Source organism: Fulvimarina uroteuthidis (assembly GCF_034321785.1).
Classification (GTDB): domain Bacteria; phylum Pseudomonadota; class Alphaproteobacteria; order Rhizobiales; family Rhizobiaceae; genus Fulvimarina; species Fulvimarina uroteuthidis.
On the sequence record NZ_JAXLPB010000001.1, the window covers coordinates 235,653 to 254,902 of the forward strand.

20 protein-coding genes are annotated in these 19,250 nt (G+C 66.3%); 7 read left to right on the plus strand and 13 right to left on the minus strand.

What is annotated here, in order from left to right; translation table 11 throughout:
- Positions 1–93: 93 nt before the first annotated feature.
- The 4 genes from U0C82_RS01005 to U0C82_RS01020 form a co-directional block, all read right to left on the minus strand.
- A complete protein-coding gene (locus tag U0C82_RS01005; RefSeq protein WP_322184995.1) occupies positions 94–945 on the minus strand; it encodes an MBL fold metallo-hydrolase in 852 nt (283 codons plus the stop codon).
- Complete coding sequence (gene cobN / locus U0C82_RS01010) at positions 932–4,735, minus strand: cobaltochelatase subunit CobN (RefSeq protein ID WP_322184997.1); 3,804 nt, start codon at positions 4,733–4,735, stop codon at positions 932–934. The genes U0C82_RS01005 and cobN overlap by 14 nt, the downstream gene beginning before the upstream one ends.
- Positions 4,736–4,744: 9 nt before the next feature.
- The gene (cobW, locus tag U0C82_RS01015; protein WP_322184999.1) at positions 4,745–5,833 is read right to left on the minus strand and encodes a cobalamin biosynthesis protein CobW; all 1,089 of its coding nucleotides are present in this window, start codon (positions 5,831–5,833) and stop codon (positions 4,745–4,747) included.
- A 549-nt stretch (positions 5,834–6,382) separates the two neighbouring features.
- A complete protein-coding gene (locus tag U0C82_RS01020) occupies positions 6,383–6,559 on the minus strand; it encodes a YdcH family protein (RefSeq protein ID WP_322185001.1) in 177 nt (58 codons plus the stop codon).
- Positions 6,560–6,788: 229 nt separating this feature from the next.
- Between U0C82_RS01020 and U0C82_RS01025 the strand changes: the two genes are divergently transcribed.
- From U0C82_RS01025 to U0C82_RS01045, 5 genes are all read left to right on the plus strand, one after another.
- Positions 6,789–6,992 carry a YdcH family protein gene (locus U0C82_RS01025; protein ID WP_322185003.1) on the plus strand — a complete coding sequence of 68 codons (204 nt, stop codon included), beginning with the start codon at positions 6,789–6,791 and terminating at the stop codon, positions 6,990–6,992.
- The gene (gene purE, locus U0C82_RS01030) at positions 6,989–7,504 is read left to right on the plus strand and encodes a 5-(carboxyamino)imidazole ribonucleotide mutase (protein WP_322185005.1); all 516 of its coding nucleotides are present in this window, start codon (positions 6,989–6,991) and stop codon (positions 7,502–7,504) included. Before U0C82_RS01025 ends, purE begins: the two co-directional genes overlap by 4 nt.
- Positions 7,501–8,574 carry a 5-(carboxyamino)imidazole ribonucleotide synthase gene (locus U0C82_RS01035; protein ID WP_322185007.1) on the plus strand — a complete coding sequence of 358 codons (1,074 nt, stop codon included), beginning with the start codon at positions 7,501–7,503 and terminating at the stop codon, positions 8,572–8,574. Before purE ends, U0C82_RS01035 begins: the two co-directional genes overlap by 4 nt.
- A 198-nt stretch (positions 8,575–8,772) precedes the next feature.
- Positions 8,773–8,898, plus strand: a complete 126-nt coding sequence (ykgO, locus tag U0C82_RS01040; protein WP_322185009.1) for a type B 50S ribosomal protein L36 — start codon at positions 8,773–8,775, stop codon at positions 8,896–8,898.
- Positions 8,899–8,995: 97 nt separating this feature from the next.
- Positions 8,996–9,814, plus strand: coding sequence for a tetratricopeptide repeat protein (locus tag U0C82_RS01045; protein WP_322185011.1), 819 nt, complete (start codon positions 8,996–8,998; stop codon positions 9,812–9,814).
- A 23-nt stretch (positions 9,815–9,837) separates the two neighbouring features.
- Here U0C82_RS01045 and U0C82_RS01050 read toward each other — a convergent pair whose 3' ends face one another.
- From U0C82_RS01050 to U0C82_RS01060, 3 genes are all read right to left on the minus strand, one after another.
- Entirely contained in the window at positions 9,838–11,127 is a 1,290-nt protein-coding gene (locus U0C82_RS01050; RefSeq protein WP_322185013.1) for an NAD(P)/FAD-dependent oxidoreductase, read from the minus strand.
- Between the two features lie 4 nt (positions 11,128–11,131).
- Positions 11,132–11,299: a DUF3096 domain-containing protein gene (locus U0C82_RS01055; RefSeq protein WP_322185015.1), complete on the minus strand. Its 168-nt coding sequence runs from the start codon at positions 11,297–11,299 to the stop codon at positions 11,132–11,134.
- Between the two features lie 181 nt (positions 11,300–11,480).
- Entirely contained in the window at positions 11,481–11,933 is a 453-nt protein-coding gene (locus U0C82_RS01060) for a secondary thiamine-phosphate synthase enzyme YjbQ (RefSeq protein ID WP_322185017.1), read from the minus strand.
- A gap of 110 nt (positions 11,934–12,043) precedes the next feature.
- Between U0C82_RS01060 and U0C82_RS01065 the strand changes: the two genes are divergently transcribed.
- Both U0C82_RS01065 and U0C82_RS01070 read left to right on the plus strand, forming a co-directional pair.
- Positions 12,044–13,021: an alpha/beta hydrolase gene (locus tag U0C82_RS01065; protein ID WP_322185019.1), complete on the plus strand. Its 978-nt coding sequence runs from the start codon at positions 12,044–12,046 to the stop codon at positions 13,019–13,021.
- A 174-nt stretch (positions 13,022–13,195) separates the two neighbouring features.
- Positions 13,196–14,041: a L,D-transpeptidase gene (locus U0C82_RS01070; RefSeq protein ID WP_322185021.1), complete on the plus strand. Its 846-nt coding sequence runs from the start codon at positions 13,196–13,198 to the stop codon at positions 14,039–14,041.
- A gap of 317 nt (positions 14,042–14,358) precedes the next feature.
- On the opposite strand, the gene U0C82_RS01075 is transcribed toward U0C82_RS01070, so the two are convergent.
- From U0C82_RS01075 to flhA, 6 genes are read right to left on the minus strand one after another with little or no spacing between them, the layout of a single operon-like run.
- A complete protein-coding gene (locus tag U0C82_RS01075; RefSeq protein ID WP_322185023.1) occupies positions 14,359–14,823 on the minus strand; it encodes a hypothetical protein in 465 nt (154 codons plus the stop codon).
- Entirely contained in the window at positions 14,820–15,173 is a 354-nt protein-coding gene (locus tag U0C82_RS01080; RefSeq protein WP_322185025.1) for a flagellar protein FlgN, read from the minus strand. The genes U0C82_RS01075 and U0C82_RS01080 overlap by 4 nt, the downstream gene beginning before the upstream one ends.
- 19 nt (positions 15,174–15,192) lie before the next feature.
- On the minus strand, positions 15,193–15,585 hold the full coding sequence (locus U0C82_RS01085) for a rod-binding protein (RefSeq protein WP_416186596.1): 393 nt from the start codon (positions 15,583–15,585) through the stop codon (positions 15,193–15,195).
- Positions 15,586–15,644: 59 nt separating this feature from the next.
- Positions 15,645–16,052, minus strand: a complete 408-nt coding sequence (locus U0C82_RS01090; protein ID WP_322185027.1) for a hypothetical protein — start codon at positions 16,050–16,052, stop codon at positions 15,645–15,647.
- Entirely contained in the window at positions 16,049–16,801 is a 753-nt protein-coding gene (locus U0C82_RS01095) for a flagellar biosynthetic protein FliR (protein WP_322185029.1), read from the minus strand. Before U0C82_RS01095 ends, U0C82_RS01090 begins: the two co-directional genes overlap by 4 nt.
- On the minus strand, positions 16,798–18,915 hold the full coding sequence (gene flhA, locus U0C82_RS01100) for a flagellar biosynthesis protein FlhA (protein ID WP_322185031.1): 2,118 nt from the start codon (positions 18,913–18,915) through the stop codon (positions 16,798–16,800). The genes U0C82_RS01095 and flhA overlap by 4 nt, the downstream gene beginning before the upstream one ends.
- Between the last annotated feature and the right edge of the window lie 335 nt (positions 18,916–19,250).

Sequence of the window (19,250 nt, forward strand, 5' to 3'; positions counted from 1 at the left end):
TGCCGGAGAGTTTTTAAGGAAGGCATAAACCCTAACGGGCCACGGGCCGGATGACGCGAAAAACATCTCATCCCCATGATTTTATTGCACGAATTATTTCGCGGAGAATGCGCCATCGCTCAAGACAGGGTCCGGCCCCTCGATCGCCCCATTCTCGATCATCTCGGCGAGGTGGGCCCTGACCGAAAAGCCCGCCGCCACCGCAAGCGCTTCGCCGATGCCCGGATAGAGGCGCCCGACGAGGTCCTGGACCGTCCCCGGTCCCTTGCGGAGTTCACGCAGGATCATCGCCTCGCGCTGCCTGCGATGGGCAAGGATGCTGCGCACCAGCCGGCGCGGACGTGCGATCGCGTCGCCATGCCCCGGCAGGAAGAGCCGGTCGGAGCGCCCGAGCAGGATTCTCAGTGATTCGCGATAGGCCCGCATCGAACCATCGGGCGGAATGACGACGGTGGTCGACCATCCCATCACGTGATCGCCCGAAAACAGCACGCCATGCTCAGGCAGGGCGAATGCCAGATGGTCCGAGGTATGCCCCGGCGTTGCGACGACGTCCACGGCGTGGCCCGCAAGATCCAGCCGGTTGCCGTGCGCAAGGGCCCGATCGGCGTGCAGGCGACCGAAATCGACGGACGCCTGATAGGGCCGTTCCGGTGACGGGGCGGCCAGGAGCGGCGCGCCGAAGCGGGCCATCGCCTGCGTCACGAGACCGCTATGGTCCCCGTGCCGATGGGTCAGGAGGATCGCCTCGACGCGGCGCCCCGCGACGGCGCGATCAAGCGCTTCCAGATGGGCGCCGATATCGGGGCCGGGATCGAGAATGCAGCAGGACGTCTCGTCGCCGAAGACGTAGCTGTTGGTGCCGCGAAAGGTCATCGGACCGGGATTGTCGGCGGTCACGCGCAGGATCGTGTGGGGCAGGTCCGGGCTTTCAGTCTCGGCCATGCGGATCGGCCTCCGCGCCGGATGGGACGGACGAGACCGCCGCGGCGGGGCGATGCCGCGCGGCGATCGCGCCAAGCTCGGCGCGCGCCGAATTGCTCCTCGGCTTCCACAGGCCGCGATCGATCGCTTCCATCATCCTGTCCGCCATGTCCTCGAAGGCATGGACATTGTTGTCCTCCATGAAGCGGCGGACCTCGTCGTCCAGCACGAAGGCGCGGTAGACCGCGTCGAAATGATGGTCCTTGACGGCGCCCGTGGTCGCCGCGAATGCGAACATGTAGTCGACCGTCGCCGCCATCTCGAACGCGCCCTTGTAGCCGTGGCGCATGACGCCGGCGATCCATTTCGGGTTGACGACGCGAGCCCGCACGACGCGTCCGATCTCCTCGTCCAGCGCGCGGATCACGGGGCGCTCTGGGCGCGAATGATCGTTGTGGTAGATCGCCGGCCGCTTGCCCGACAGGTGCTCGGCCGCCGCCGTCATGCCCCCTTCGAACTGATAGTAGTCGTCCGAATCCAGAAGATCGTGCTCGCGATTGTCCTGGTTCTGGACGACCGCGTCGATCCCGCCGATCCGCCTCTCGAAGCCTTCGCGCTCCGGCATGCCCTCGCCGTCGCGGCCATAGGCGTAGGCGCCCCAGGTCAGATAGCTCGCGGCGAGATCGGCCGCGCTGTCCCACCCCTTCTCGTCGATGAGCGCCTGCAGCCCTGCCCCGTAGGCGCCGGGCCGGGAGCCGTAGACCCTGAAGCTTGCGCGCCGAAGCGCGTCCTCTCGCGATGCGCCGGCGGCCACGAGATCGCCGGTCTCCGCCGCGACCCGGGCGGCGATCGGATTGTCGTCGGCATCCTCGTCGAGGGCGGCGACGGCCCGCACCGCGCTGTCGAAGAGCGCGATCTGGTCCGGAAACGCATCCCGGAAGAAGCCGGAGATCCGCAAGGTGACATCGACCCGGGGCCGGCCGAGTTCGGCCTGCGTGCGGATGCGAAAGCCGGTTACGCGGCGCGAGGCCCGGTCCCATTCGGGCGCGACGCCGATCAGCGCGAGCGCTTGCGCGATGTCGTCGCCGCCGGTGCGCATGTTGGACGTGCCCCAGGCCGTCAGACCGATGCTCGCGGGATATTCGCCATGGTCCTGCAGGTGACGCGTCACAAGAAGCTCGGCGGACCTGCGCCCGAGCTCGTAGGCCGCTTCGGTCGGCACGGCGCGGGTGTCGACCGAGAAGAAGTTGCGTCCCGTCGGCAGCACGTCCGGCCGCCCGCGCGTCGGCGCGCCGGAGGGACCCGGCTCCAGAAAGCGCCCGGCGAGCCCCGTCAGGATGCCGTCGATCTCGGCGTTTCCGCAGGCCGTCACCGACGGCATGATGCGGGCGCGGATTTCGGCGAGCACCAGGGCCGTGGCTGCCATGTCGGTGCCGGGCTGCCGGCGTTCGGAAACCAGCTCGCCTGCCAGGATCTCGATGCGCTCGACCGTATCGCCCTTCGTGCGCCAGGGATCGTCGAGGAGGTCCCGAAGGCAGGCTGGACGCGGCCCCTGCCAAGGCTCGGCCATGGCGCAGTCGAGCGGGTCGAACCCGATCTCGCCGCCGCTGAGGAGATCGGCCGCGATGGCCCGGTGGAGCGATCCGTCGCCGGGACGCGAGCCGCGCGGCAGGCGCGCCAGCGCGACCGTCAGATCGGTGAGCAGCCGACCCTCCGGCGCCTTGCCGAAAATGTGCAATCCGTCGCGGATCTGCATTTCCTTGAGGTCGCACAGATAGGCGTCGAGTTTCTCGAGCGCGGCATCGTCGCCGTCTCCGGCGCCGATGCCGGCATCATGATCGACGCCGATATCGCGCACGAGATCGAGAATGCGCGGCCTCAGCAGCACGAGGCGTCGTGGATCGGAACCCGACGCTTCGTAATACTCGTCCACCAGCACTTCCAGATCCTTAAGGTCGCCATAGGTCTCGGCGCGGGTGAGCGGGGGCGTCAGATGATCGACGATCACCGCGCTGGTGCGCCGCTTGGCCTGGGTGCCCTCGCCCGGATCGTTGACGATGAAGGGATAGAGATGCGGGATCGCGCCGAGGACGGCTTCCGGAAAGCAATCCTCCGAGAGCGCCAGCGCCTTGCCCGGCAGCCATTCCAGATTGCCGTGCTTGCCCATGTGGACGATCGCGTCGATCCCGGCCTTCGTCCGCAGATAGGCGTAGAAGGCAAAATAATTGTGCGGCGGCACGAGGTCGGGCGAGTGGTAGGTTTCCTTCGGATCGATATTGTAGCCGCGCGCCGGCTGGACGCCGATCAGGGTCTGCCCGAACCGCGCCAGCGGCAGCGCGAAGACGGTTTGCCCCCCATGTTTGAGAACGAACGGATCGCTTTCCGGCGCGCCCCAGCGTTCGCCCACCCTGGCGCGGACGCCGTCCGGCAGGGTCTTGAAGAAGGCCTGATAATCGTCCAGCGAGAGGGTCTCGCGGATGTCCCGCGCCGTCGTCCCGGCATTGGTCGGGCCCGCCATCAGATGGTCGATCAGCGCATTGCCGTCGCGCGGGATGTCGCCGACCCGGTAACCCGCCGCCGCCATGGCCTTCAGAACCTCGATCGTTCCGGCCGGCGTATCGAGGCCGACGCCGTTGCCGAGCCGTCCGTCGCGATTGGGGTAGTTGGCGAGAACGATGGCGACCGTCTTCCCGCCATTGGCCTTGTTGCGCAGACGCGCCCACCGGGCGGCGAGATCTGCGACATGGCGGATGCGATCTGCGACCGGCTTGTGGGCGACGATGTCGGTCTCGGTGTTGGCGTCCCATTCGCCGGCGGTCTTGAAGGCGATCGCCCGGGACAGGACCCGCCCGTCGACCTCGGGTAGCGCCACGCTCATGGCGAGATCGCGGGCTGACAGACCCTGGCTCGACGAGATCCAGGCCTCGCGCGCGCCGCTCGCCAGCACCGCCTGCAGGACGACGGCGCCGCCTTCCTCCAGAACGGTCGGCGTTCGCGTGCCGCTCGGGGAGGAAACCGCAAACCCGGTGAGATTGACGACGATATCGGGCGGGTTCCTGGCAAACAGCGTGCGAACCGTCTCGATGGATACGGGATCCTTGAGGCTGGAGACGAACACCGCTTCTGCGTCGAGACCCGCATCCTCCAAGGCGCGGCAGAGCGCTTCGATCGCGCCGGTCTGTCCGCTCTGCACGAGCGCGCGATAGAAGACGACGGACGCCTTCGGGCGGTCGTCGCTCAGACGGCTCCCCGTTCGCGCGCGGTTCGCGATATCGAGCCGGCCGGCCTTCAGGAGCGGCCGGGCGTCTTCCGGCATCTCGCCGCCCTCGATCACCGCACGGGCGGCGCGCAGGAAATTCTCCGCGTTCTGGGCCCCGCCTTCGGCGAGATAGCGAAACAGCCGGTCGCAGGTTTCCGGCGGAAGCGTCGAATAGGCGGAAAGTCCCGCGTCCGGCTTGTCGTCGCCGGGCAGCACGCAGAGCCTTGTTCCCGATCCTTGCGTGGCGGCGCGGAGCGCGTCGAGACCGTAGGGCCAGTAGGCCCTGCCGCCGAGGAGACGCAGGACGACGAGCTTTGCGTGGCGCAGCGTCCGCTCGACATAGACGTCGACGGACATCGGGTGCTTCAGCCGCAGCACATTGGCGAGCCTCAGCGTCGGCGCGCCGTCACCGAGGCGGCCGGCGGCACCGGCGAGGCTGGCGATCTCGGTATCGGCGGCGGACAGGAAGACGATATCGGCCGGCGACTGGCCGAGATCGACCGCCTCGCCGCCCTCGTCGATCGTCCCCTTCTGGGCAAGAAGCAGATGCATCGGGTCGGACTACTCGGCCGCCTGGCGCGCCTCGCCCGCGACCATCGCCCCGAGTTCCCGCTCGATCGCCTCGCGCGTCTCCCGCTTGAGACCATCGTGCAGCCCGATGACGACGAGGCGCGTCGCCCGGGTCTCGTCCGCCTTCCAGGGGCGATCGAAATAAGTCTCCACGCGCTTTCCGACAGCCTGCACCACGAGACGCATCTTCTTGCCGGGAACGTCGGCGAAACCCTTCATGCGCAGGATGTCGTAGCGGGCGAGAAGCTCGGGCAGGCGGCGTTCGAACGCCTCGCGGTCCGCGAGCGCGCCGAAGCTGGCGACGAAACTCTCGAACTCGTCGTGGTCGTGATCATGCGGCTCGCCGGATGCATGCTCCATCTCGTGATGGGACTTGCGCTCGCCGATCAGCTCTTCCGTGCCGGCCTTCATGCCGAGGAGGACGTCGGTGGGCAGCCTGCCGTTTTCGGATGCGACGGTGCGCACCGAGCGGCTGGTTTTCGCGGCGATTTCGGCGCGCACTTTCTCGAGCGTGTCGCGATCGATGAGATCGGCCTTGTTGAGAACGACCAGATCGGCTGCGCGCAACTGGTCCTCGAAAAGCTCCTCGAGAGGATTGTCGTGGTCGAGGCTTTCGTCGGCCGCGCGCTGGGCGGCGACCTTCGCCTCGTCGTCGGCAAACCGCCCCTCCGCGACCGCCGCCGCGTCGACGACCGTGACGACGCCGTCGACCGTGACGCGGGTCTTCACCTCCGGCCAATTGAACGCGGCGACGAGGGGCTGCGGCAGCGCCAGGCCGCTCGTCTCGATGACGATATGATCGGGTGCGTCCTTGCGCTCCAGAAGCTTCGTCATGGTGGGAATGAAATCGTCGGCGACGGTGCAGCAGATGCAGCCATTGGTCAGTTCGACGACGTCCTCCTCGGTACAGGTCTCGATCCCGCATCCGGTCAGGATATCGCCGTCGACGCCCAGATCGCCGAATTCGTTGATGATGAGCGCGATCTTCCGGCCACCGGCATTCTGCAGCATGTTGCGGATGATCGTCGTCTTGCCCGCGCCGAGGAAGCCGGTGATGACGGTTGCTGGGATTTTCGACATGAGGTGAACCCTTTGAAAGCGGAATGCGTGCGATCCTCCCGGCGGAGGATGCCCTTGCGGCCCTTGTCGCCCATCGGCAGGCCGAGGTCGAGACCCCGCATGCTCTTCCGACATCCGGCGCGGATTGGACGCGCGGATGCGCGGCACGCAGGCGCCATCCCCGCCATTCGGGAAGGGCGCAACCATTCGTGATGTCGAACCGAAGATGCGGCGAAGCGGTCGCTCGATCCGCCGGCTGGCCGAACCATCGGACGGCATCGGGCACCGGCCCTCTCGCGCGTCGGTCGCGGCGTCAAGCGCATGGAGACCGGAAAAAAGCTGAGTGGTTCTGCGGCGTTCACCCGAGCGGGCACCCGACCGGGCGGGAGGCGTGCGGACGACAAACGCGGCCGACATCGCCGGATGTCGTTCGGCGCTCCACCGGGCCGTCGCCGGGTTCGCCATCACGATAAGCCGGACCGATCCCGATCGACCGGCTTATCGCGGATTGTCCGTCAAAACGGAGCGTCAGGTTCTACCGCAAAGGTGAGAACCGAACGGCGGTGGATATTACTGGGATGTTCCCCTCAAGCGTTCGATCTGATCCTTGAGCTGCAATTTGCGAAGTTTCATCTCCTTGAGTTCCGCATCGCTCGTCGCCGGCTGCTTCGCGATCATCGCAGCCAGATTGGCGTCCAGCACCGAGTGGCGCTGTTCGAGCTTGGCGATATGATTTTCCAAGGACATGCAAATCTCCTTCCGTTGGCAGCCCGGGGGGCCGAACCCATCCGGGCAAGAACAAAGCGAGCGTGTCACAAAACCGTCGTGCTGTCGAACAAATCGGCACAGCCTCGGACAAGTTGGTTGATAGCCCGCTATCGAGAATGTCGGGATCTTGCTAAGGACCGGCTATGCTGGGCGCGAACACGTTTTCGCGACCGATTCGCGATGGACGTTCGGGATTGAAGGGGATCTGATGGCGGACCAGGAACAGGCGGCGTTACGGATGCAGACCGCGAAACTTCGCCAGGAGCACGCCGATTTCGACGCCGCGATCGAGGCGATGGAACTTCACGGCTGCGACAAGCTCCGCATCCAGCGCATGAAGAAGAAGAAGCTCGCGATCAAGGACCGCCTCAAGGAGTGCGAAGACCAGATCATTCCGGACATTCTCGCATGAGCCCGCAGCCTGCCGAACGCCCCGTCGTCGCCATCATCATGGGCAGCCAGTCGGACTGGCCGATCATGAAGAACGCAGCCGACACCCTCGAACGTCTCGCCATTCCCTTCAGCGCGAAGATCGTCTCGGCCCACCGCACGCCGGACCGGCTCTACCGGTTCGCGCACGGCGCGAAACATGCGGGCTTCAAGGTGGTGATCGCGGGCGCCGGCGGCGCCGCGCACCTGCCCGGCATGGCCGCCGCGATGACGCCCCTGCCGGTGTTCGGCGTTCCGATCGAGAGCAAGGCGCTGAAAGGCCAGGACAGTCTCCTGTCGATCGTCCAGATGCCGGCCGGCATTCCCGTGGGTACGCTCGCCATCGGCCGGGCGGGCGCGGTGAACGCCGCGCTTCTGGCCGCCAGCGTCCTCGCCCTGTCGGACGAGGGCATCGCCGACCGGCTGGACGCCTACCGCACCGCCCAGAGCGAGAGCGTCACCGAAGAACCCGTCAACGAGGAGCCCGCTCGATGAACGCGCTCAACCCCGGATCGACCGTCGGCATCCTGGGCGGCGGACAGCTGGGCCGGATGCTCGCCATGGCCGCCGCACGGCTCGGCTACCGCACCATCGTGCTCGACCCGAACCCGGAATCGCCCGCCTTCCAGGTGGCGAACGAAGCGATCGTCGCCGCCTATGACGATCGCAAGGCGCTGGTGCAACTGACCAGCCGCTGCGACGTCGTCACCTATGAATTCGAGAACGTGCCGGTGGGCCCCGCCCGCCAATCGATCATCGGCACGGGGCTCTACCCGCCACCCGAGGCGCTGGAGGTCGCGCAGGACCGCGTCGTCGAGAAGGCGTTCCTCAACGGGATCGGCATCGAGACCGCGCCATGGCGCGCGATCGGCAGCGTCGAGGAGCTGGGGCACGCGCTTGTCGACATCGGCACGGACTGCATCCTGAAGACCCGCCGCTTCGGCTATGACGGCAAGGGCCAGGCCAATATCCGTCGTGAGGGTCCGGTCTCGGACGCCTTCGAGAGCCTCGGCGCCAAGCCCTGCATCCTGGAAGGCAAGGTGCCGTTCGTCTACGAGGCGTCGCTGATCGCGGCCCGCGGGCAGGCAGGCGACATCAAGGCCTACGATCCCGCGGACAACGAGCACAGCCTCGGCATCCTGCGCCGCTCGAGCGTGCCCGGACGGGTCTCCGCGACGGTCGCGGACGCCATGCGAAAGACCGGGGCGGCGATCCTGGACAAGCTCACCTATGTCGGCGTCATCGGCGTCGAGTTCTTCGTGCGCGCCGACGACACGATCCTCGTCAACGAGATCGCGCCGCGCGTCCACAATTCCGGCCACTGGACCGAGGCGGCCTGCGCCGTGTCGCAGTTCGAGCAGCACATCCGCGCCGTCTGCGGCCTGCCGCTGGGCGATCCGGTGCGTCATTCCAACTGCGTGATGGAGAACCTCATCGGCGATGAGGTGCGCAAATCGGAAAGCCTGATGGGCGAGAGCGATCTCGTTCTCCACCTCTACGGCAAGAGCGAGGTGCGGGCGGGCCGCAAGATGGGCCATTTCACGCGTCTCACGGCCATGTCCTGACGGCCGCGTCCCATCGCCGGGACGTCACCCCGGAATTGCGGGCGGAAAGGCGTCCGATCACGTTGACAATTCCGCCGTCGCTGGCTAAACGCCATGCAAGATAACTGAATGGACGAACGCGTCTCACGGCGCGTTTTTTGTTTGAGCGGCGGCAGGCCTTTCGTTCCCGTCGCACGAAGAGACGGTCAGGATACCGACATGAAGATCAAGAACTCGCTGAAATCCCTCAAGGGCCGCCATCGCGCCAACCGCATGGTTCGCCGCAAGGGCCGGATCTACATCATCAACAAGGTGGCACCGCGCTTCAAGGCCCGCCAGGGCTGAACGCAGGACACCGAAAGGCCGTGACGCTTCGTCCCGAAGCAGCCATCACGGCATTTTCAGTTTGACGGCTCCCACGAGGTCGGTAGTCTGCGACCTCATGAGAGCCGTTTTTCGTTTGCCCGCCGCCTTCGTCATCGCAGCCATGTTCGGCCTTGCCGCGCCCTCCGGTTCGTCGGCGCAGCGGGCGGACGATCCGTCCGTGATCAATCCCGACGCGGCGCCCCCCGGCTCCATGCCGGAACTGCCGATGCCCGACATGCCCATGCCGCCGGACCCCGGCGATCAGGGACCGATGGTGCGGCCTGCACCCGATGCCGATCCGGACGTGCCGCCCGAAGCCTTCGGCGGCCCCCTGGAGGACGGGGACGCGGCGGACGCCCTCTCGCCCGAGGGTGATCCATCCTCCACCGATCTGGCCGAGCCGGCCGAACGGGCGCCGGAAACCCTCGACAACCTGTTTTCCGACCTGAAGAAAGCCGGTGACGAGCGCGAGGCCCGGCGCACGGCCCGGAAGATCCAGAAGCGCTGGCAGGAAAGCGGCAGCGCGACCGTCGATCTCCTGATGCTCCGTGCGACCCAGGCCATGGGCCACAAGCAGCCGGACATAGTGCTCGACCTTCTCGATCAGGCGATCATTCTGGAACCGGATTTCGCGGAGGCGTGGAACCGCCGCGCGACGGCACATTTCGCAAGCGGCGCCTTCGGCAAGTCGATTGCCGATATCGAGCAGACGCTTGCCCGCGAGCCCCGGCACTGGGGCGCCTTGATGGGGCTGGCGCTGATCTTGGAACGCACGGGAAACGACGAGAAGGCGCTCGAGGTCTACCGGGAGGTTCTGGACGTCTACCCGGCGCTCCAATCGGCACAGGATGCCGTGGGCCGGCTTGCGGAAAAGCTGACCGGTCCGGCCATCTGACCCAGCCGAGTGTCGCGAAAGACCTATCCGTGCAGCTTCAGCGCCGGACCCTTGGTGGGTGAGATCGCATCGGCGAAGATCGCCACCGAGCCGCGCAAATAGCCGAGAACGGCCCATTGATGCTTGCGCTGGATGCTCTGATAGGCGGCCTGCGCGAACTGGCCGTGGACGAGGAGATCGTTCCTGGAGCGGAACAGGCTGATGCTCCCGACCGAGCCCCCGCGCGCCAGCGAGATCAACCGCCCCTTGTCGTCATATTCGAACGGCTCGGGCGTACCTCCGGCGATCGTCGTGGGGATCGCCGCGGCCAGATAGGCCGCCTGCTGACTGGCGCATTGGGCGGTCGGCGGCAAAGGCTGCGCATCCGCCGCGGGCTTGAAGCTCGCCGCGTCGCCGAGCGCGTAGATCCTCCCGTCCACCGTCGTCTTCAGCCGCGCATCGACGATGATGCGGTGCTTATTGTCCATGTCGAAGTCCGACAGGCCTTCCAGACACGGATGGCCGACGAGACCGGCCGCCCAGACGGTGATGTCGGTCGGCCACCGCTCGCCATTCTCGCCGACGACGGCATCGGCCTCCACCGAGGCGATCCGCGCACCGACACGCGTCTTGATGTCGAGCTTTGCGAGGCGGTCGCACACCGCTTTGCGCAGATCGCCGGACGCGCCCGGCATGATCTCCGGCGCAGCTTCGAGAATCACGATATCCAGCAGCCGCTGCTTGCGGCCCGTGACGGCATCGTTGATGAAGCTGCGCTCGGACACCCTCAGATGTGCGGCAAGCTCGGTTCCGGTCGCTCCCGATCCGACGATCGAGACACGGGCCGGTTCGCCGCATTCCCGGGCTTTCAGGAGAGCTGCGACGAACAGGTCGCGGAAATCGTCGGCATCGGCCTTCTCGTCCAGGCGAACGGCGTGGTCCTCGACGCCCGGGGTCCCGAAATCCGGCGTCACCCCGCCGAGCGCGACGACGAGGCGGTCGTAGGCGACATCGCGCGAGGGCCCCTCGATGGCACCGTGCCGGCTGCGGACGGGCCCGAGGCGGACCAGGCGGTTCTGCGGGTCGATCGTGACCACCCGGCCCTGCTCGAAGCTGAAGCCGCGCATGGAGGCCAGCATGTAGAAGCTCATTTCCGACAAGGTCGAATCGACCGTTCCAGCGGCGAATTCGTGCAGCCGGGGCTTCCAGACATGGGATCCGTTGACGTCGACGAGGGTAACGGCGACCGCGCCGCGACCTGCGAGACTGCAGGCCAGTTCGAGACCGCCCGCACCGCCGCCCAGAATGACGACGCGTTCCCTGCTGTGCGCCATCGGATCAGCCGGCCGTGCCGGACGCGATCTGGTTGATGAGATCCGGGAAGAGCCCCGAAACGCCCACGAAGATCAGATAGATCGCGACGATGAAGCTGAGGAGACGCGGCATGATGAGGATGAGAACGCCGGCGACCAGGGCGACGATGGGCTGAAGGGAGATGATTTCCACGATCGGGGCCTTTCGAAAGCAATGCCGGACGGATAATCGCGCCCCGCAAGCAGGATCTGTGTTCGGGTTTCGAGAGTCAACGTCGCGGAAGCCGGTATCGTTCACGGGCGCGGTCCGCAAGATGCGGGAGGCCGGGCGTCAAGCCGGCCCGCCCTTCGGGCGTCCGGTCTCTACGCACCGATCAGCCCGCCTCGCCGGAAAAATGCAGCACCACTTCGCGCCGATGGGGCCGGACCCTGTGTTCGACCACGTAGAGACCCTGCCAGGTTCCCAGCATCATCCGGCCACCGCTGACGGGAACCGCCAGGCTCGTTTGCGTCAGCATGGTCTTGATATGGGCCGGCATGTCGTCCGGCCCCTCGACGGTGTGGAGATAGTCGCCGTCAGCGGGCGCGAGACGAGCGAGCGCGTCGAGGAGATCGTGTCGGACGTCCGGATCGGCGTTCTCCTGGATGGTCAGGGAGGCGGAGGTGTGGCGGATGAAGAGCGTGAGGAGCCCTTCCGAAGCACCCGCCGCCGCCAGCTTCCGCGCGACGTCGCGCGAGATGTCGGTGAACCCCTGCCCCGGCGTCTCGATGATGATCGTCTCGATATGCTGGTGCATCCGGTCCTCGTCGCGTTCGCGTTCGGGCATCGGCGCGGTTTTGCGCTGCCGATCCTTGTGGCGTCAACTGGCCATGGCGGCGGACATGTCTAGTTGATGCCGGGACGAAGAATTCCCCAACGCGACGGAACACCTGCCTCATGTTTCCCCTGCCCGCCCCCCATGCATTCGATCCCCATCATATCCCGGCCGACCTCCGCGCGCTGAACGAGACGATCAGGGCCGAGCACGCGAAACGGCCGGACACCTGGTCGGTGCCGATCGAGGAGGTGCGCCGGGCCCGGATCGAGGGCAAGGGCATCTTTCCAAGGCCCGAACCCGATCCCCATGCCGAGATCGTGGAGATCGCGGGCCGCGACGGGCGCGCGATCCGCGTGCGGGTGCTGAGGCCCCGAACCCGCGAGGCGCGCGGAACCTTCTTCCATGTCCATGGCGGCGGCTGGGTGTTCGGCAGCGCGATGGAAAGCGATCCCCGTCTGCGCAGGCTTGCGGAGGCAACGGGCCTCGTCACGGTGTCGGTCGATTACCGGTTGGCGCCCGAGCACCCGTTCCCGGCGGCGGGCGACGACTGCTGCGAGGCCGCGCTCGCGGTCACCGGCGGCGGGGTTGCCGACTGCCCGGACGGTTTCTTCGCCATCGGCGGCGAATCGGCCGGAGCCCATCTGTGCGCCGCGACGCTGCTCAGGCTGCGCGACGATCATCATGCGCAACCGTTCCGGGCCGCGCTTCTCGTGGCCGGCTGCTACGATCTGGGCCTGACCCCGAGCGTGGCCAATTTCGGGGAGGATCGCCTCATCCTCAACAGCCGGGACGTTTCGCAGTTCGCATCCCTCGCGGTCCCGCGGGCGGAGGCGCGGCGCACGCCCGAGAATTCGCCTTTGTGCGCCAGGCTGCACGACATGCCCCCGGCCTTCTTCTCCTGCGGCACGGCCGATCTCCTGATCGACGACACGCTGTTCATGGCCGCGCGCTGGCAGGCGGCCGGCAACCCGACGCAGATGTCGCTGACCAATGGCGGCTGCCATGTCTTCGAGGTCTTCGGCACACCAAGCGGCGAAGCCTCGCTCGCACGGGCGGAAGCCTTCCTGAACGCCGAGATCGGACGAGGGAACCGATGATCCTTCACCGCGACGCCCCATGGCGCGCCGGGGCGCGGAACGTGAGGCGGATGCAACCAAGGATTAACCTTTAGTGAAAGTCGTACCGATCGCTTAACCATTCGAACGCTGAAACCGGCCACTATCGGGACATGCCAGCCGGCTCATGCCCGGCGTTTCGAATGGATCGGCCGAATGCAAAGCTCAACACCAAGACTGTCCGCGACCTTCGCGGCGCTCGTCCTCGTTGCAACATCGTTTGGTGGAGGCGCCCTCCCGGCGAAGGCGGACCAGCGCTATTCGCCCCGCCCGCCCGTCGAAGCCCCGCAGGAGGTCCGCGATGCCTGGCTTTTCCAGCTGAAGCGGGAAAGAGGCGTCAATGCCGCGGGCGTCGTGTTCGGCGGTCCGCTTCCCCAGGCCACCCGCACGGCCGGCCGCTCGATCTTCTCGCCCCACCCGTTCGCGCCTGAGCGGCCGGTCGCGGTACGCGGCTACCAGCCGCGCCAGGCGGTTCGGCCCGGCCTTACCCGGCACGCCCGGCCGTACCCGGCCGCCACCCGCCAGGTCGCGCCGCAGCGGATGGTCGATCCCGCGTTTCTGCCCCAGCGCGTCCCCTACGGAACGCGCCAGAAGCCGGGCACGATCGTCATCGATACCAAGGCCCGCTTCCTCTATCATGTCGGCTCGGACGGCACCGCGATGCGCTACGGCGTGGGCGTCGGGAAGCCCGGCTTCTCCTGGCGCGGCACCCACAAGGTTACCCAGAAGAAGAAATGGCCCGGCTGGACACCGCCCCGGGAAATGATCGCGCGCGAAAAGAAGAAGGGCCGCATCCTGCCGGCCTACATGCCCGGCGGTCAGGAAAACCCGCTCGGCGCACGCGCGCTCTATCTCGGCTCGACGCTCTATCGCATCCACGGCACCAACCAGCCCTGGACCATCGGCCAGGCCGTCTCGTCCGGTTGCATCCGCATGCGCAATCAGGACGTGGAAGCGCTCTACGAGCAGGTCGGCGTCGGCACCAAGGTCGTCGTTCTCTAAACCCGGCCGTGAAAGGTCCGCGGGACCGAAGCGATCGCATCGGGCCGCCCTGTGACGATCCGGCCGCCTGATGTTGGACGTGCGCCAGGGAGCAGGCGACACGGATCACGCGGCGGTTGGAGAATTCAAGGACGGTTCCTGGAGAATGGCTTGTGGGCAAGGCCCCGGCGTCTGCCGCGATCTCGGACGCTCCGGATCGGGCATTCTGCCCGGTCTCTTCGGCGGCTGAGCGTCGCCGGGCATCACCGACGGGCAAAAGGGCCGCGGCGTCCCCCGCCACGGCCTTTCCTGGTGCTTCGAGGCTGACGGAGAAGCGGTCAGCCCGTCGAGCGCGTCGCGTTCTTCGGGATATAGTCGAACTGCTCGATCAGGACCTCGCGAACGATCTCGTCGCCGTAACGCTCATTGACCGACACCTTGATGGCCGTCATCAGGCTCTTCAGGTCGTAGCGCGACGGATTGTCAAAATCGAAATCGTCGCTCGAATAAAGTCGGCGGAAGGCCTCGTCGAGGACGAAGGGCTCCGGCGGGACGGTCAGTTTCTCGGCCACCTTTCCATCGATCGTGTAGACGAAGCGGGCGACGATATAGCCCTGGATCCGCTGTTCCGAAATCATCGGAACGGTGATGGCACCGGTCGAGCGATAGTCGAGACCGGCGTAGAAATCGGATTCGGCTTCCGCCACGGCCTGCTCGTCGCCCCCGCTCATAGAGAGTGCGGCATAGCTGGAGCCGAGGGCGACGAGGGTCGCCCAGATGCCGACGGCGAGAAGCTTGATCACCGAACGCGTCCCGCAAATTCAGGCCGGCTCGAATAGGTGCCGTCGGATTCGGCCGCCTCCAGCGAGCGCGCCATGATGCCGGAAATCTCGTGGCTCGCCTCGACGTGTCGCGCCAGCACCGACTGATTCTCGTGGAGCTGAGACCGCAGGGTCGCAAGGCGCTCCCGCATCGGTACGTCGAGCATGTCGGGGCCCACCTCGCGCGTCAGCCGCGTCAGCTCCAGAAGCGACTGGTTCTTGCGGCCGGCGGTCTCGACAAGGTCGATCCGATAGCCCCCGTTGAGAGCGTCGATTTCGCGTGTCAGCACCGCTTCGAGGCGGGCGACGGCGTTGGACAAGGCGGTCTGCATGAGGTGTTCCCGTTCAGTCTCAAGGTTTGCCGGTTTGCGCGAGAACGGCGTCGAAGCGCATCCTCGCAGTCTGGCTTTGCTGGCTTCGAATTTCGCCCTGGGCGTCGGCAGCCACGCCCCGGTCGCTGGAGATCATGTCGGCGATGCCGATGCCGCCGCCACGGGCGAGCTGGTTGCCCAACTGCTCCGCCATCATCGAGCGCCAGATATTGCCGGCGGTTCCCGCGCCGAAAAAGTTCGTCGCCTCGGAGGGCAACATGGATTCCACGAAGCTGCGCAAGGCGAACGCCTCGAACTGCTGCATCGGCGAGAGCTCGTTGTCGGCGCGCCTGATGCGCGGGCCCGCCGGGCGCTCGGGCGCGATCCCCGAAGCGGGAGCGGCTTTCAATCCATCGATGGGCGCAACGGTCATGGCGAAAAGCTGTCTGTGATGTTTCCGGTGGTGTTCAACGGGAGATTAAGCCCGGCGCCTTATCCGAGACTGTTTGACAGGCGCGCGAGGAAGCTTTCCACGTGGCCGTCCAGGGCAATGGCCTCGTCCTGTGCGGCGGCATCCTTTCCGGCCTGCGTCAGGCGTCGCTCCACGCCCTTTTCCTGGCGGCGCGCCTCGGCAAGCCGCACCTCGCCCTTCGCGCGTTCCGCCTCGTTCTCGCGCCGGGCCGCATCGTTGCGCCTGAGGCTGTTCACCTTGGCACCGATGAACAGGCCGTGCAGCTCCGAACTCGGCGCAAGACTCTGGAGGATCTCGCTGTCGGACCGGTCGATTTCGGCGCGCTTGCGTTTCAGCTGGGTCAGCGCCCATTCCTCGATCTGCCGCTTCTGGCCCTGCACCTTCAGGATGCGTTCCAGGCGCTTCTTCCGGCTCTTCGCATCGTTCATCCGGCCAGCACCCAGCCTTCGAAGGCGTTCATGAAGATGATCAGGAAGTCTCCGATGATGTAGCCGAACAGCACGAGGCCGCCGGCCAGGACGAACGGCAGCGAGATGAAGTAGACCGGAATCTGCGGCGTCAGCTTGTTGGCAAGGCCGACCGCGAAGTTGACGATCACCGCGTAGAGCACGAACGGGCTCGCGATCCGCAGGCACAGGACGAAGGTGATGTCGAGATTGTCGGTGAGATTGATGAGGCTCGTCTGGATCGCGAACCCTTCGGTCGCGGGGATGGCGGTGTAGGATGCGACGATCGCCCGGACGACTTCCGCATGCAGGTTGGTGATGAAGATCAGCACCGTCGCCGTCAGCGTGACGAGCGTTCCGATCGCCGGGTCGGGCGCGTCCTCGAAGACCGGCCCCATCGACTGCCCCATGCCGATGGCGTTGGCGATCACGTAGCCGATGAAGGACAGGGCGATGAGGAACGTGCGCCCCAGGAGCCCGATGAAGAACCCGATCATCATTTCCGAGAAGATCAGCTTCAGGCGCTGTGCGTCGTTCGCCCCGGTCACCAGCGGCTCGAGGATCGGCAGGAGAAGCGGCGCGAGGGCAAGGGAAATCGCGATGGCGAGGAACAGCCGGATCTGCGCCGGAATGCGGCTCGAGGAATAGCCGGGCAGCAGCATGAGGCAGGTGCCCACCCGGCAGAAGATCAGGAACAGCGCGAAGACGAGCGCCGAGGCGGTCTCGCTCACGAGATCGACCCGATCGCCTTCAGCTCGACGCCGCGGGCGATCTCCACATGGGACAGGACCGGAAGATTGACGAAGATCCGCTCGATCATCATGCGCACATAAGGTCGTGCGTCCGGCGCTGCGACGAGCGCGAAGACCTCGCCCTGATCCATCTTCTCGCGGATGACCTTGGTCGCCTCCTGGGCGAACTGCTCCACCGTGCGCGGATCGATGTCGAACTCGATGACGTCGCCCTTGGCATCGCGCTTGAGAGCCTGATGGAAGGCCAGATCCCACTGATTGCCGAGGCGCAGCACGCAGAGCGACCCCTTGTGCAGGAGATCGCCGCAGATCTGCTGGCTCATGCGCATGCGCACATGCTCGACGATCTGCTCGGAACGGCGCACATGAGGCGCGATTTCCGCGATCGCCTCGAGAATGAGATTGAGATTGCGGATCGACACGCGTTCCGCGAGCAGGAGCTTGAGCACCGCCTGGAGGCCGGAATAGGACATGTGCGAGGGAATGATCTCGTCGATCAGGCGCTTGTATTCCGGCTCCAGCCGATCGATCAGCGCGCGCATGTCCTTGTAGGACAGGAGCTGGGCGAGATTGTTGCGCAGGATCTCCGACAGGTGCGTGAGGACGATCGTCAGCATGTCGATCGGCTCGTGGCCCTGGCGCTTGACTTCCGAGGCGAAGCTTTCGGAAATCCACGCCGCCTTCATGCCGAAAGCGGGCTCTTTGGTCATGTCGTGCGGCACCTCCGGCGGTGGCAGGTCGCCGAGCACCACGAGCAGTTCCCCCAGACGCATCTCCTGGTTGGCCACCGTGGTGCCGTGGATCTTGATCTCGTAGTTCTTCGTGCCGATGGCCAGATCGTCGGAAAGCTTGATCTCGGGCACGACGAAGCCGTAGCGCGAGGCGAAGCGCCGGCGCATCTTCTGCACGCGGTGTGCGAGCTCGTCGCGCTGGAGCACCAGCGACGCCGCCATCTGCTTGCCGAGGACGAGCTCGATCTCGACGATCTTCAGGCTTTCCTTGACCGAGTTCTTCTCGGTCTGCGCGACGGCCTTTTCCTGCGCGTCCTTCTCGGCGACGTCCTTGGCGATCAACTCGGCGCGGCGCCTTGGAATGACGAAGGCGACGAAGGCGAGCATCAGGCCGAGGGTGGTGAAGGGCAGCATGGGCAGCCCGGGCATCAAGGCGAGAATGAACATCAGGCCGGCCGAGACCGAAAGCGCGCGCGGATACTTGCCGAGCTGGCCGACGACGGCTTCCTGCGCCGCGCCGCGGGTGCCGCCCTTGGAGACCAGGAGACCTGCGGCGAGCGAGATGATGAGCGCGGGGATCTGGGAGACGAGGCCGTCGCCCACCGACAGCTTGGTGAAGACGTCGGCCGCGACGCCGGCTTCCATGTCGTGGCGCAGGATGCCGATGACGATCCCGCCGAAGATGTTGACGGCGGTGATGATGAGGCCGGCGATGGCATCGCCGCGCACGAATTTCGAGGCACCGTCCATCGCGCCGAAGAAGGAGGATTCCTCCTCGAGCTCTTTGCGGCGCAACTGTGCTTCGCGCTCGTTGATGAGGCCGGCCGACAGGTCGGCGTCGATCGCCATCTGCTTGCCGGGAATGGCATCGAGGGTGAAGCGGGCGCCGACTTCCGCGATACGCGTCGCGCCCTTGGTGATGACCATGAAGTTGACGATGATCAGGATCGCGAAGACGACGAGACCGATGAAGAAGTCGCCGCCCATGACGAACTGGGAGAAGCCGCCGATGACGCTGCCGGCGGCTTCGACGCCTTCGTGCCCCTCGCTGAGAATGACGCGGGTGGTCGCGATGTTCAGCGACAGGCGCAACATGGTGGCGAGAAGCAGGACGGTCGGGAAGGCGGAAAATTCCAGCGGCTTGTCGATCCAGAGCGCCACCATCAGGATCAGCACGGACAGTGCGATGGACAGGGCCAGCCCCATGTCGATGAGGATCGGCGGGATCGGGATGAACAGGATCGTCAGGACGAAGACGACCGCCATCGCGAAGCCGATTTCGCGGCCACCGAGATTCGGCTTCACGGCGCCTGCCGAACCAGCCGCGCCGCCGGATACATTCTTCAAGGTGTCGATCGCCATGGATATGCTCTCAGCCTGTCCTGCAAGTCGGTCTCGTCGGCTCGCCGTCGCGTGTCCCCGTTCGGCGAACCGACCGGAGGAAACGGTTAAGAGACCGTTAACCTGCTTATCCTCGATCAAGCTTGCGCCGGAATGAGCCCGGCCCGGCCTTCGACGCATGGACATTGCGGCGGCCCTGTTGCCGGCGCGCTGCGGGGAGGCTTAAACGAATGAAAACACCGGGCGCCGGAACGGTGCGATCGGCGGCCGGGCGAGCCGGAGCGCGACGCGTTTCCACCATCGATTGAACGGCAGGACTTTTTCCCGTTACCGATCCGTAAGAGCCGGTCCCCTTA